Consider the following 11748-nt stretch of genomic DNA (forward strand, 5'->3'; position numbering starts at 1 on the left):
AAAATCAACACCGCTTCGCTGGACTCGTTTTTTGCCGCTAGGACTAGCGGCAAAAACAGAGGGAACCGCGATGAAGGGGTTTTCCTGGTAATCTGGTCGGCATGAACCAGCGCCTGGGCCAGAGGCTATGGCAGCAGTACCGCGGGCATCTGGTCAGCTTTGCCGCGGGGGTGCTGGTGGGCGTGATGTTCGCCGACTGGCTGCGCAGCATCGTGACCGTTCTGTTCGTGCTGGGGGTGCTGGGGGCGATGTACTTCATCTGGGTCTACTTCGATAAGCTCAAGAAGCAGTGTGCCGCCTTATGGAGCTGATGACGCCCGCCCCCATCCTGGACGCACCCCCCGAGCACCTGCCCACCGGGAACCTCGAGGTGCACGTAGAAGCCAGCCCCCAGGCCCCCTCCATTTCGCGCATCGGGGTGGCCTCGCTGGGGCTCAATGGGCTGCTGGACTGGGTAGGTGAACCGCTGCTGGAAGTGTCCGGGCGGGGCTGGCAGGTCTCGCGCCTCGCGGACTGGATTCCCTGCTGGGAGAACGAGCACCTCACGGTTACGCTGCTGGCCCCCTGGGGGGAGCGGGGGCTGGCGCTGCGCCTCGAGCCCAAACAGAAGGGCCCCCTTCAGGTGGCGGGGAACCTCGAGTACCTGGGCCTGCGGCGCTTCCGGGAGGAGCCGCTCGACTGCGTCTTCCACAGCGGGCAGGACGGCTGGACGGGGAGCTATGTGCTGGAAGCCCGCACCTACCGTACCCTGCTGGCTTTGGGCCTGCAGGCCGACCCCCCGCCCCGTCGCACCAACTGGGGGCCGCAGTTCGTGCTCGAGTGGGACACCGGCCCGGTCACGCTCTACCTGGGCCTGGCCCCCGAAAGCGATGGGGCCCGCACCACCGCCCTGCACCTGCGGCGGGTGGGCTGGGAGAGCCTGCTGCGCAAGACCCTGCACAAGCTGGCCTTGCTGACCACCCACTACAGCGGCCCCCTCTACGAGGTCTACCGGCGGCATCTGATTTTCAGCTACTTCTACGCCCAGGCCGACACCCTGGAGGGCGAGCCGGTGCTGCTCACCTCGAGGAGCCCGCACTACTACGTCTCGGGGGCCTACTGGGCCCGCGACGCGCTTTTGTGGTTTTTTCCGGCCCTGCTCAAGGCCGACCGCAAACGGGCCAAGGCGGTGCTGAAAGCGGTATTTCAGCGCCAGGCCCGCTGGCCGGGGGAGCACGCCCAGTACCTGAGCGGGCCGCCCCTGTATCCCGGCTTCGAGCTCGACCAGGCCGCGGCCTACCCCCTGGCCCTGGCCCGCTACCTCGAGGCCACCGGCCCCAACCCCGAGCTGGTGGCCGAGCTGCGCGAGCCCCTGGCCTGGGTGTTGGCACGGGTGGCCGAGGAAAAACACCCCTCCCTCACCCTCTACCGCACCTTCCTCTCCCCCACCGACGACCCGGTCAGGGAGCCCTACCTGACCTACGACAACGCGCTGTGGTGCGTGGCGCTGGAACGGCTGGCCCCCTTCTGGCCGGAACCCGAGGCGCTCAGGCTCGAGGCCCGCACCCTGCGCGAGACCCTCTACCGCCAGGCCGAGCGCAACGGGCGTTTCGTTTTCAGCTTTGAGCCGGGGGGCCCCCACACCTTCGCCGACGAACCCGCGGGCAGCCTGCTGCTGCTCCCGCACCTGGGCTTCTGCAGCCGCCAGGATCCCATCTGGCAGGCCACCGCGCTCTGGATTCTGGGAAACGACAACCCCCACCACTACAAAGGGCGCTTCCCCGGCGAGGGCTCGGCCCATTTTCCCTTTCCCTCGGGCTTTGGCCTGGCCAACCGGATTCTCTCGGGGCTGATGCGGCCGGCAGGGGACGCGCTCATGATCCTCGAGCAGGCCCCCCTCGACCAGGGCTACGCCTGCGAGTCCTTCGACCCCGAGACCGGCCAGGCCCGCACCGGGGTGGGGTTTGCTGCGCTGGCCGGCTTTATTGCCTACGCGCTGGCCGCGGGCAAAGACCCCAAAGGGCCTACCGTATAGCCAGCCAGGTCAGAAGCAACAGAACACCCAGGCCCGTCAGTGCCACGGTCAAGGCCGCGCTGCGGGTTTTGCGGAAGTACAGCGAGAGCACGAAGCCCGTAAGCGCCACCAGCAACAAAAACCCGCCCGAGAGGTCAATCAGCCAGGCCCAGGCCGGGCCAGCATCCCGCCCGCGGTGCAGATCGTTCAGGACGGCCACCGGCCCCTGGGCCACCACCTTGAGGGTATAGCTGCCGTCGGCCCGGCTAATGAAGGCATCGGCGGCATAGCCAGGGGCGCGGAAGCTGATGGAAGCCTCCTGGTCGTCGGCGCGGGTGTCGCTCACCTGCCCTCGTAGGCCGTGGGCGGCCCGCAAGGCCTCGGCAGCCTCGAGCCAGTTGACCTCGCCCCCTTGCTGCCAGCCCTGGGGCAGGGTGCCTTGGTAGGTGTGGATGGTCTGGGCATTGCCAAACACCCACTCGGGATGGTTGAGGGTGATGCCGGTAGCGGCAAAAAACAACACCACCAGCAGGCTCAACATAGAAGCGTAGAGATGCAGCCAGCGGGCCAGGGCATAGACCCTCGAGCGCAGTGGTTTCTGCGCTTTTTCCACTGGCATCTCAGCCCTGCCGATCATAGGAAAGGCTCACCTCCTTAAGCTCGCCAGCCACGTTGTAGCTGCGCTTGAAAGGGGTCTGGGCCAGGGTGACTTTTTCGCGGAACAGCTCGTAGGGGCCGTGCTCGCGCACCAGCTCTACGCACACGTAATAGTCGCCCTGATTAACCAGGTTGCCCTTGTCGTCCTTGCCGTCCCAGCTCAGGGTGTAGCGCCCCGGCATCCGGGTAGGGCCCGATACGGCCTCGGTGGGCTCGTTGCTGCGGTACCAGCGCCGGAGTTCGTTGAGCCAGCGCGGGCCCTTGCGGGACTGCTCAAACCAGACCGCCAGGGTGCGCACCGGCAGGCCCTGGGCGTTCTCGAGCCAGACCGCCACATAAGGTGCGCGGTATCGCGTACCCCCTCCCACAAACTCGAAGGTAATGTCCAGCTTCATACCCGCCCACCGGGCCTGGGCCAGGCTTTTACCAGCCCACAGGGTGAGTACAAGACCAATCATCCAATACACAAAGTTTCGACGGCTGATAAAGGAGCGTTTCATCGAATCACCTCGGTTATTTGCTGTGTAAAGCTGGGGTTGGTATGGGTGCGTCCGTTGGCCTCCACCAATAAGCAGCCCACCCCAAATACCTCGGCCAGGGCCAGGCTGAGCATGGGCTCGAGCACACAGAAAGCCGTGGCCAGCACATCGGCGGTGGCTGCGTCTGGGGCCAGCACCGTGGCCTGCACCATCTGGGTGGCAGGCCGGGCCGTGCGGGGGTCGAACAGGTGCGCTCCCCGCTGCGAGCGACCACTGGTGGCCACGCCCTGGTTGCAGACCGAGAGCCGGGCCAGCGGCGGGGCGTTGTCGGCCACGTCCAGGGGATCGGCCACCCCAACCCGCACCGGCTGCGACCCGATATGCCGGATCTCCCCGCCCAGGTTGAGCAGCACCTCCTCGGCCCCCTGCGCTACCGCGGCCTGGGCCGCGCGGTCGGCGATATGCCCTTTGGCCAGGGCGTTTAAGGTGAGGGGCAGCGCGGTGAGTTTATGGGCTACACGGCCCTCCAGCCGCCACAGGGGGCCCTTGAGCGCCTGGCGCAGGGCCTCGAGTTCGTCCTCGGTGGGTTTGGGGTTTTGCCTGTATAAAGCCTGGATGGCCGCAGCCGCCGGGTTAAAGGCCCCGTGGGTGTAGGCCATCCAGCCTTCGGCGGCGTGCAGCAAGGCATGGAGTTCCGGCGAAAGCTGGGCTATGCCCTGGGCCTGCCAGCGCGCGAGTTCGGAGTCGGGCGAAAAGCTACTGAAGATGCGCTCGAGGCGCTCAATTTCGGCCAAGCTGGCGGCCTCGGCGGCGCGGGCTTGCCGCGGGCCCTGGCTCGCACCTGAAGGGTCAGGGTCGTACCCAGCACCCCCTCGTAGTGGGCCTGATGCAGGTACGGGCGTGGTCTGAATAGGGCCAGCGGCATCACGGGTGCTCCTCTCCGCAGGGAAGTATCCCCGTGCGGCATAAGGTTTGCGTAAACAAAGGATGAAGCTTTGGTGAAGGCTAGAGGTTCAGTCCGATGTCGAAGGTAGCGGCATAGCCCTGCCCGCTCTGGGTCAGGTTGAGCAGGAGCTGGCTCCCCCCGTTGCGGTAGATGCCGTCGTTGGCGTTGCGGGTACGGGTGCCCGTTTTCACATAGGGCGGGTTGGCAAAAATGCGGTCGCTCAGGGCATCGTCGAAGAAAAGCTGCGAGGTGAAGTCGCGGTTCTGGTAGCGAATTTTGAAGTGGATGTGCACGGTGCGGCCCGGATACCAGCCGGGGTAGATGGTGGTGAACTGGGCCACCCCCTGGGCATCGGTGATCTGGTGGCCGCGCAGCCACTTCTGCCCGCGGGTGTCGGCGAAGCGATCCTGCACCCCGGAGTAGAGGCCCTGGGCGTCGCACTGCCAGATATCCACCATGGCCCCCGGCAGCGGGGTACATCCGCTGGCCGAGACCCTCGAGACCACAAAGCGCAGGCTCAGGGGCACCCCCGGCTTCACCACCCCCGTGGTGGGGTCGGAGCGGATATCGGAGCGGTTGAGCTGGGTATCCACAAAGTAGGGCCCCTCGGTCAGGGCCGGGCGCACAATGCAGGAAGGCAGCGTGCCCTGCGCATCGGCCTTTTGTCCCAGGAGTCCGCTCACCCCGGCCAGCCCGCCCAGGCCCAGCGCCATCAGCACCTTACGGCGGTTCAAAATCGTTCCAATCGGTTTATCGTCGCTGTCCATCCTGGCCCTCCCTTTTTTCCAACATTTTCGACGCAAATGGTGGCAAACGGGTTAGGAAAATAGGGGTTGAACCCCGCTGTTATGCCTAACCGCCCAGGTTCTTCTTAAGGGTCTCGAACTCGGCCTGGCTGATCTCGCCTTTGGCATAGCGCTCGCGGGCGATCTCCAGGGCCCGGTCGGGGGCCGCTTTGCTGCCATTGGTGGGGCTGCGCAGCAGCCGCACAATCAGCGCCACCACCAGCGCAATCAGTCCGAGCAACAGCAGGGCCCACAGCACATCGTCCATCCAGCCAAAGCCGTAGTAGCCGAAACCATCCCAACGTCCACGGTGATCCATCATCCACATACTGCGCCTCCCACGGCAAAAAAGTGGTCCCGGGTAAGCCTTTGCTTTTGTAGTAGGGGCGTGTGGCCGAAGCTTCAACCACACGCCCGACTTCTACTACCGGACAGGGCCTAGCGCCACCGCCCCCGGGGGCCGTCCCAACCACCCCGGCCCCCCAGGCCCATGCGCAGTTGCACCGGCTGGGCCACAAAGGCCTTGGCTACAGCCTGGCTGCTGGCTTTGAGGGTATTGGCCTGCTCGGCAGTAAGCCGCCCGGCCTGCTGGGCCTGGTCAATGGCCTGGTTGCGGGCGGTGACCAGGGCCGCCTCGAGGGCCGCTGGGGTCTTGCCGAGGTCGGTGGCCACCTGGGCCAGGGTCTTGGTGCCACCGCTCAGCACCGCCAGCTCGGCGGGGGTGACCCCCAGGAACTGGGCCGCGCTCCAGTACAGGTTGCCAATCAAGCCCCTTGGGGCCATCATGCGCTGCATGGCCCTGGGCTGCATCGGGGCGGGCTGGGGCGCCGGGGTTTGCTGGGCAAAGGCACCCGCTACCGCCAGGCTCGAGACCAACAACAGGGTTTTTAGCGTCTTGTTCATACTCTCCTCCTTCCGGAAAGCCCTCTGGCTTTCCCGAGAAGAAGTTTGCGGCAGGGCAGTTACGAGGCAGTTACGAATCGCTGAGAAGGTCTCTCATGTGCAAGAAGCCCGTACCTAGCGGTTTTTTGATGGTAACCCCGCTCATAACCCATCCATAACCCCTACAATGCAAGCTATAGGCATGCGGCTCTTGCTGGTGGAAGACGAGCCCAACATCGCCCGCCCGGTTCTGCGGGCTCTGGAGGCCCAGGGCCATCAGGTGCGCCATGCGCCCGACCTGACCACGGCCCGCGCGCTGCTGGCCGAGGCCGAGCCCGACCTGATGGTTCTGGACGTGCGCCTGCCTGAGTCGGAGGATGGGGGGTTTATTCTGGCCCGTGAGGCCCGCGCCGCCGGCTACAAAGGCCCCATTCTCTTCATGACCGCCCGCGACGCCCTGGCCGACCGGGTGATGGGCCTGGACGAAGGCGGCGACGACTACGTGGTCAAGCCCTTCGACCTGCCCGAGCTTCTGGCGCGGGTGCGGGCTTTGCTGCGCCGGGTGAGCGAGGTTAAGCAGAGCCGGGTGCAGCGAGGCCCCCTCGAGCTCGACCTCGCCCAGCGCAGCGTGCGCTGGGAGGGGCGGCTGGTGGAACTCTCCCCCCGCGAGTACGCCCTGCTGGAACGACTGGCCCTGTTTCCGGGCCGGGTCTACAGCCCCGAGGAGCTGCTCGATCTGATCTGGGGGGAGGAAGCCTCCGATACCGGGGTGGTCAAGGTGTGTGTGCACCACCTGCGCAACAAGCTGGATAGCAGCGTGGTGCGCACGGTACCGGGGGGCTACCGGCTGGGGGTAGAGCCATGAGCCTGCGGCTGCGCCTGGCCCTGTTTATCGCCCTGGCCATTGCCCTGGCCCTGCTGGTGCAGGGGTTTTTAGGGTACGCCAGCTTCGAACGCTTGCAGATGGGCAACCTCGAGCGCGACCTGAACGCCTACCTCGCCCGCATCGCCGACCAGCTCGAGGGCCGCCGGGGCCCCCCACGGCTCTTCAGGCGTGATCGGGACGGCGATTCCGGCACCGAGTGGATGGAGCGCCTGCGGGACAACACGCCCCTGCTTCCCCTTCCAAACCCCGCACCGGTGGGCACCATCGCCCACGCCCGGCTGGTGCAGGGGCAGGTGGTACTGCGGGAGTGGGGCAGTTTTCCCAGTGAAATTCCCCTGGACTACCACCCCGCGGCCCGGCTCGAGCAGAACTGGCTCTACCGTAGCGTGCGCCTGGGCCCCGGGCTCTACCTGCAGGGGGCGCTCGAGGCCAGCCAGGTGCGGGCCAGCCTGGCCGGCTACCAGCAGACCGTGCTGTTCACCGCCCTGGTGGTGGCGCTCCTGGGGGCCGGGGTGGCCTGGCTGGTAAGCGGGCCGGCCCTGCGGCCCCTGCGCCACCTCCAGCAGGCCGCCCGCCGGGTGGCCGACTCAGGCGACCTGAGCCTGCGGGTGCCCGCCGAGGGCAGCGGGGAGCTCCTGCACCTGAGCCAGACCTTCAACCAGATGCTCGAGCGGCTCTCGGCCTTCCGCCAGCGCGAGACCGAGTTCACCCGCAACGCCGCCCACGAGCTGCGCACCCCCCTGACCTCTTTGCGCTTGCAGCTCGACGCGCTGCAGCAGGGGCTGGCCTCGCCCGAGGAAACCCTATCGGTGGTGCGCGAGGAGGTGGAGCGCATGACCCACCTGAGCGAGTCGCTCCTGACCCTGGCGCGGGAGGGCCGGGGGCAGCGGGTGGGGCTGGACGTGGCCCAGCTCGCCGAGGAGGTCGCACAAAAAGCGGGCGTGCCCTACCAGGGGCCCCTTCACCTGGAAACCTCCGGTGACCCCTTTCTGCTGCGCCAGGCCCTGGAAAACCTGCTCTCCAACGCCCAGAAGTACGCCCCAGGGGCCCCGGTGCGGCTCGAGCTGGCCCACTCCGACGACCGGCAGTTCGCCATCCTGCGGGTGCAGGACGAAGGGCCGGGCATGCCGCCCGAGGTACTCCAGCGGGCCACCGAGCCCTTCTACCGCGCCCCCGGCACCCGGGTGCCCGGCAACGGCCTGGGCCTGAGCGTGGCAGCCCAGGTAGCCCAGGTACACGGGGGTCGGCTGGAGCTTAAGAACCTCGAGCCCCGCGGGTTCGCAGCCGAGCTGTGGATCCGGGTTCAACCGGCCTGATGGAGTGGCAGGCGCACCTCGAAGAGCGCTCCACCCTCGGGGCGGTTGTGGGCCGCTACCGTCCCCTTGTGCAGCTCCACCAGGGCCTTGACGATGGAGAGCCCCAGCCCGCTGCCGCCGGTGGCCCTCGAGCGCGAGGCCTCGGCCCGGTAGAAGCGGTCGAAAACCTTGTGCAGGGCTTCTGCGGGGATGCCGGGGCCGCTGTCCAGCACCCGCAGGTGGGCGTGGGTGGTGTCTTTGGCTACTTCCAGGGCAATCTTACCCCCGGCCGGGGTATGCTCCAGGGCGTTGGTGAGCAGGTTCCCGATCACCTGGGCCAGCCGGTCGGGATCGGCCCGCACCGGGACGGGCCCCTCGGGCAGTCTCAGCTCGAGCGCAACCTGCTTGGCCTCCAGAGCAGTCCCAAAGGCAGCGGCCATCCGGCGGGCCAGCTCGGCCAGGTTCAGCGGCTGCAAAGCCAGGTTGAGCCGCCCGGCATCGGCCAGCGAAAGGGTGCGCAGGTCTTCAACCAGGCGCGAGAGCAGCCGGGCCTGCTGGTGCAGGCGGTCTATCTCGCCCATCTCCAGGGGCACAACCCCATCCTGAATGGCCTCGAGGCGGCCCTGCATCACCGTCAGGGGGTGCGCAGTTCGTGGGCGATATCGGCAATCATGGCCCGGCGCTCGGCCTCGAGCTTTTCCAGGGCCTCGGCCATGCGGTTGAAATTGCGCGCCAGACGCGCTATCTCGTCCTCACCCCTGGGCGCGGGAATGCGCACCGACAGCTTCCCCTGGGCCAGGCTGCTGGCTGCAGCCGAGATGGCCTCGATGGGCCGGGCCATTCGGCGGGCAAACACCAGGGCCACCAGCACCCCCAGCCCGGTGGCAATCAGGCCCGCAATCAGCAGGTTTTGCTGTAAGCGGGCCTCCAGGCTGGGCCGGCGCAGGCGGGGCGGGGCCTGCAGCCGAACCGGAGGTGCAGCGGGGTTGTCCAGGGGGGTGATCCAGAACACCGGGTTGGGGTTGTCGGGGTCATCGGAGGGGCGCATCTGTACCCGAATTTCGCGGCCTTCCGCCAGCATCTGCCGCAGCTCGGGGGTCAGGCTCAGGCTGGGCGGGCGGCCCTCGTTGCGCCGCAAAAAGTCGCGCACCTCGGCGGGCAGTTCCCGAAAGGTACGCTCGCGCTGGAAGGTGTTGAGGGCCACCGTCAGCAGGCTGGTGGTGACGGCCACCAGGGCCATTAGAAGGCTCAGACGGACTTCAATGCGGTCAAAAAGGCGCATACAAGCTACCTACGTCAGGTTTCGACCCACAGCCGGTACCCCACCCCCCGCACGGTCTCCAGAAGCCCCGCACCCCCGGCGGCCTCGAGCTTCCGGCGCAGGTTCTTGAGGTGCACGTCCACCACCCGCTCCAGCGCCTCCGAGTCGGGCAGGGCGGCCTCGAGCAGCTCGGCCCGGCTGAAGGCCCGGCCAGGGGTGCGGGCCAGGGTTTCCAGCAGGCGAAACTCGGTGGGGGTGAGCTCGAGGCGCACCCCGCCCAGCCGGGCCACCACCTTCTCACTATCTATCTCCAACGGCCCCACCCGCAGGATGCCTTTGGGGGCCTCGGCCAGCACCGCCCGCCGCAGCACCGCCTTGACCCGGGCCACCACCTCGCGGGGGCTGAAGGGCTTGGTTATGTAGTCGTCGGCCCCCAGCTCCAGGCCCAGCAGCTTATCCAGGTCTTCGGTGCGGGCCGTCACCAGGATTACCGGGGTGTGGCCGTTGCTGCGGATACGGCGCAGCACCTCGAGGCCGTCCACCTCCGGCAGCATGATGTCCAGAAGCACCAGGTCGGGCCGGGCCACTCGAACCAGGTTCAAAGCCTGCCGCCCATCGGAGGCCCGCTCGGTGCGAAACCCTTCCCGACGCAGGTAGCCCTCCAAAATTTCCGCGATCTCCGGCTCGTCTTCCACCACCAGTACCAGTGCCATCGGCTCCAGTGTATCGGCAGACCCGGCCATGCCCCCAGTCTGCCCGCAGGCCATGAAGGGCCGGGGTGGGATTTATGTAGATTTGGGGAAGCCCGCCCTTTGCAAACCTGACCCATCGGTCAATAATGGGCTTTCGTGACACTGCCCCCCGGCGAGCCCCGCCGTTCACAAACCCTGGCCATCTGGGAAGGCCTGCTGGCCATCCTGTTCATCAACTGGAGCACCGGCATGGTCATGACCGGCTATGCGCTGTGGCTGGGAGCGCCCCCGGTGGCCCTGGCCATCCTGGGTGCGCTGCCCATGGTGGGGCAGATGGCCGCGCCGCTGGCCCTGTTTTTTCGGGGCAGCCGGAAGGATCTGAGCGCGACCCTATCGGTCTTTGGGCGGGGCCTCTTCATCCTGATGCTGTTTGTACCCCTGATGCCCGAAGCCTGGCGCATTCCGGGCATGTTGCTGATTGCCGCACTTTCACAGTTGATCGTGGCGCCGGTCAACGTGCTGTGGACAAGCTGGATGGCCGACCTGGTGCCGGAGCAACAACGGGGCCGGTACTTCGGGCTGCGCAACGGGCTGCTGGGTCTGGTGGGCACCCTGGGCAACCTGGCTGCCGGCGGCCTGATTGACGCCCTGGGCAAACCCTGGGGTTTCTTGCTGGTGCTGGGCCTGGCGGTGGGGGCAGGGATTGGGGCCACCTTCATCCTGCGGCGGCAGTTTGAACCCCCGGTAGCAAGCACACCCCCTCGCTTTGCAGAGTTCGTGCAACCCCTCTCCGACCGGCGCTTCCGGGGGTTTTTGGGGTTTGTGGTGCTGTTTTTGGGGGCGGTGAGCGTGGGAGGGCCTTTCGTGTTTCCGCTCTTCCTCGAGTATGCCCGCATGAGCTTTACCCAGGTGGGCCTCTGGACGGTGATTGCCGCAAGCTGTGGGCTGGTGCTGAGCCCTTTGTGGGGCCGGCTGGCCGACCGCATTGGGCACTGGCAGGTTTTGTTGTTCAGCAGCAGCGTGGCCGCCCTGGTACTGCCCCCTTTGTGGCTGGCCGGTGGGCCGGGCCGCCTCGAGACCATCTGGATGGCCGCGGTCTTCGACGCCGTGGCCTGGGGCGGAATTGGCACCGCCCTGACCAACGTGGCCCTGCAAAGTGCCTCGCCGGAAAAGCGCAACCTCTACCTGGCCTGGTACTGGATGGCCTTTGCGGTAGGGGGCATCCTGGGCTCTTTGCTGGGCGGGGCGCTGGGCAACCTGCACAAAAATCTCCAGCTCTTTCCCAGCGCCTACCACCTGCCCATCCTGGTCTCGATGGGGTTGCGGGTGGTGGCGGTCTACTACCTGGGGTGGCGCATCCGGCGCGATAGGAAAAGGGCCTCGCTGGAGTCAAAAGCAGCGCCTTCCATGCCTGCCGAAAACAAAACACCTGAATCTTAAAAAAACCAGGGCCGGGGTAATCCCCGGCCCACCAAAACGCAAGGGGTTTACTCGAGGCCCGAGAGCCTGCGGTTTTTGGCGATGTAGTCGCGCCACTGCTCGGGCACGTCTTCCTCGGGGTAGATGGCCGAGACCGGGCAGGCCGGCACACAAGCCCCGCAGTCAATGCACTCGTCGGGGTGGATGTAGAACTGGTCTCCACCGTCGTAGATGCACTCCACCGGGCAGACTTCGACACAGGACTTGTCCTTGGTGCCGATGCAGGGTTCAACAATCACATGGGGCATGGTTTTCCTCCGTTGGTTGGGCTTGGGTAGATGGGCAAAGCGCCAAACTGGCTCTTATTCTAAGGAATTTTGCCAAAAGTCAAGGGGCGGTGCGACTGTTTTGCATCGGGTACAAGCGGCTGTGAACCCTCAAAACCCACTGGTG

At 66.7% G+C, this 11748-nt stretch carries 15 protein-coding genes; 5 read left to right on the forward strand and 10 right to left on the reverse strand.

Going from position 1 to position 11748, the window contains the following annotated elements:
* The first annotated feature begins 101 nt into the window (after positions 1 to 101).
* Positions 102 to 311: a hypothetical protein gene (locus Q0X18_RS14405; protein WP_297563586.1), complete on the forward strand. Its 210-nt coding sequence runs from the start codon at positions 102 to 104 to the stop codon at positions 309 to 311.
* Complete coding sequence (locus Q0X18_RS14410; protein WP_297563587.1) at positions 311 to 2014, forward strand: glycoside hydrolase family 125 protein; 1704 nt, start codon at positions 311 to 313, stop codon at positions 2012 to 2014. The genes Q0X18_RS14405 and Q0X18_RS14410 overlap by 1 nt, the downstream gene beginning before the upstream one ends.
* Here Q0X18_RS14410 and Q0X18_RS14415 read toward each other — a convergent pair.
* From Q0X18_RS14415 to Q0X18_RS14440, 6 genes are all read right to left on the reverse strand, one after another.
* Positions 2004 to 2630: a PepSY-associated TM helix domain-containing protein gene (locus Q0X18_RS14415; protein WP_297563588.1), complete on the reverse strand. Its 627-nt coding sequence runs from the start codon at positions 2628 to 2630 to the stop codon at positions 2004 to 2006. The two genes, Q0X18_RS14410 and Q0X18_RS14415, sit on opposite strands and share 11 nt — an antisense overlap.
* Positions 2614 to 3108, reverse strand: coding sequence for a DUF2271 domain-containing protein (locus Q0X18_RS14420; protein WP_308446055.1), 495 nt, complete (start codon positions 3106 to 3108; stop codon positions 2614 to 2616). Before Q0X18_RS14420 ends, Q0X18_RS14415 begins: the two co-directional genes overlap by 17 nt.
* A gap of 38 nt (positions 3109 to 3146) precedes the next feature.
* Positions 3147 to 3923 (reverse strand): FAD:protein FMN transferase, encoded by a 777-nt coding sequence (locus Q0X18_RS14425; RefSeq protein WP_297563591.1) that lies wholly within the window; start codon positions 3921 to 3923, stop codon positions 3147 to 3149.
* Between the two features lie 211 nt (positions 3924 to 4134).
* A complete protein-coding gene (locus Q0X18_RS14430; protein WP_297563593.1) occupies positions 4135 to 4842 on the reverse strand; it encodes an intradiol ring-cleavage dioxygenase in 708 nt (235 codons plus the stop codon).
* An 85-nt stretch (positions 4843 to 4927) separates the two neighbouring features.
* Entirely contained in the window at positions 4928 to 5188 is a 261-nt protein-coding gene (locus Q0X18_RS14435) for an SHOCT domain-containing protein (RefSeq protein ID WP_297563595.1), read from the reverse strand.
* A gap of 110 nt (positions 5189 to 5298) precedes the next feature.
* Entirely contained in the window at positions 5299 to 5763 is a 465-nt protein-coding gene (locus Q0X18_RS14440; protein ID WP_297563596.1) for a hypothetical protein, read from the reverse strand.
* Positions 5764 to 5944: 181 nt separating this feature from the next.
* Here Q0X18_RS14440 and Q0X18_RS14445 point away from each other — a divergent pair, with 181 nt between their 5' ends.
* Both Q0X18_RS14445 and Q0X18_RS14450 read left to right on the forward strand, forming a co-directional pair.
* Positions 5945 to 6607 carry a response regulator transcription factor gene (locus Q0X18_RS14445; RefSeq protein WP_297563597.1) on the forward strand — a complete coding sequence of 221 codons (663 nt, stop codon included), beginning with the start codon at positions 5945 to 5947 and terminating at the stop codon, positions 6605 to 6607.
* Positions 6604 to 7944, forward strand: coding sequence for a HAMP domain-containing sensor histidine kinase (locus Q0X18_RS14450; RefSeq protein ID WP_297563598.1), 1341 nt, complete (start codon positions 6604 to 6606; stop codon positions 7942 to 7944). The genes Q0X18_RS14445 and Q0X18_RS14450 overlap by 4 nt, the downstream gene beginning before the upstream one ends.
* On the opposite strand, the gene Q0X18_RS14455 is transcribed toward Q0X18_RS14450, so the two are convergent.
* The 3 genes from Q0X18_RS14455 to Q0X18_RS14465 are packed head-to-tail and all read right to left on the reverse strand — an operon-like array spanning position 7932 to position 9897.
* The gene (locus Q0X18_RS14455) at positions 7932 to 8552 is read right to left on the reverse strand and encodes a cell wall metabolism sensor histidine kinase WalK (RefSeq protein ID WP_297564006.1); all 621 of its coding nucleotides are present in this window, start codon (positions 8550 to 8552) and stop codon (positions 7932 to 7934) included. The genes Q0X18_RS14450 and Q0X18_RS14455 overlap by 13 nt on opposite strands.
* 5 nt (positions 8553 to 8557) lie before the next feature.
* Positions 8558 to 9205 carry a HAMP domain-containing protein gene (locus Q0X18_RS14460; RefSeq protein ID WP_297563599.1) on the reverse strand — a complete coding sequence of 216 codons (648 nt, stop codon included), beginning with the start codon at positions 9203 to 9205 and terminating at the stop codon, positions 8558 to 8560.
* A gap of 14 nt (positions 9206 to 9219) precedes the next feature.
* Positions 9220 to 9897, reverse strand: coding sequence for a response regulator transcription factor (locus tag Q0X18_RS14465; protein WP_297563600.1), 678 nt, complete (start codon positions 9895 to 9897; stop codon positions 9220 to 9222).
* Between the two features lie 135 nt (positions 9898 to 10032).
* Between Q0X18_RS14465 and Q0X18_RS14470 the strand changes: the two genes are divergently transcribed.
* Positions 10033 to 11316 carry an MFS transporter gene (locus Q0X18_RS14470; protein ID WP_297563601.1) on the forward strand — a complete coding sequence of 428 codons (1284 nt, stop codon included), beginning with the start codon at positions 10033 to 10035 and terminating at the stop codon, positions 11314 to 11316.
* 47 nt (positions 11317 to 11363) lie between these two features.
* Here Q0X18_RS14470 and Q0X18_RS14475 read toward each other — a convergent pair whose 3' ends face one another.
* Positions 11364 to 11603 carry a ferredoxin gene (locus tag Q0X18_RS14475; protein ID WP_297563602.1) on the reverse strand — a complete coding sequence of 80 codons (240 nt, stop codon included), beginning with the start codon at positions 11601 to 11603 and terminating at the stop codon, positions 11364 to 11366.
* Between the last annotated feature and the right edge of the window lie 145 nt (positions 11604 to 11748).

This window comes from Meiothermus sp., from assembly GCF_026004075.1.
Lineage (GTDB): Bacteria > Deinococcota > Deinococci > Deinococcales > Thermaceae > Meiothermus.

What these genes read in the sequence shown, in the direction of transcription:
- Q0X18_RS14405 (WP_297563586.1), top strand. Translation starts at nt 102, where the DNA reads ATGAACCAGCGCCTGGGCCAGAGGCTATGGCAGCAGTACCGCGGGCAT.
- Q0X18_RS14410 (WP_297563587.1), top strand. Translation starts at nt 311, where the DNA reads ATGACGCCCGCCCCCATCCTGGACGCACCCCCCGAGCACCTGCCCACC.
- Q0X18_RS14415 (WP_297563588.1), bottom strand. Translation starts at nt 2,630, where the DNA reads ATGATCGGCAGGGCTGAGATGCCAGTGGAAAAAGCGCAGAAACCACTG.
- Q0X18_RS14420 (WP_308446055.1), bottom strand. Translation starts at nt 3,108, where the DNA reads ATGATTGGTCTTGTACTCACCCTGTGGGCTGGTAAAAGCCTGGCCCAG.
- Q0X18_RS14430 (WP_297563593.1), bottom strand. Translation starts at nt 4,842, where the DNA reads ATGGACAGCGACGATAAACCGATTGGAACGATTTTGAACCGCCGTAAG.
- Q0X18_RS14435 (WP_297563595.1), bottom strand. Translation starts at nt 5,188, where the DNA reads ATGTGGATGATGGATCACCGTGGACGTTGGGATGGTTTCGGCTACTAC.
- Q0X18_RS14440 (WP_297563596.1), bottom strand. Translation starts at nt 5,763, where the DNA reads ATGAACAAGACGCTAAAAACCCTGTTGTTGGTCTCGAGCCTGGCGGTA.
- Q0X18_RS14445 (WP_297563597.1), top strand. Translation starts at nt 5,945, where the DNA reads ATGCGGCTCTTGCTGGTGGAAGACGAGCCCAACATCGCCCGCCCGGTT.
- Q0X18_RS14450 (WP_297563598.1), top strand. Translation starts at nt 6,604, where the DNA reads ATGAGCCTGCGGCTGCGCCTGGCCCTGTTTATCGCCCTGGCCATTGCC.
- Q0X18_RS14455 (WP_297564006.1), bottom strand. Translation starts at nt 8,552, where the DNA reads ATGCAGGGCCGCCTCGAGGCCATTCAGGATGGGGTTGTGCCCCTGGAG.
- Q0X18_RS14460 (WP_297563599.1), bottom strand. Translation starts at nt 9,205, where the DNA reads ATGCGCCTTTTTGACCGCATTGAAGTCCGTCTGAGCCTTCTAATGGCC.
- Q0X18_RS14465 (WP_297563600.1), bottom strand. Translation starts at nt 9,897, where the DNA reads ATGGCACTGGTACTGGTGGTGGAAGACGAGCCGGAGATCGCGGAAATT.
- Q0X18_RS14475 (WP_297563602.1), bottom strand. Translation starts at nt 11,603, where the DNA reads ATGCCCCATGTGATTGTTGAACCCTGCATCGGCACCAAGGACAAGTCC.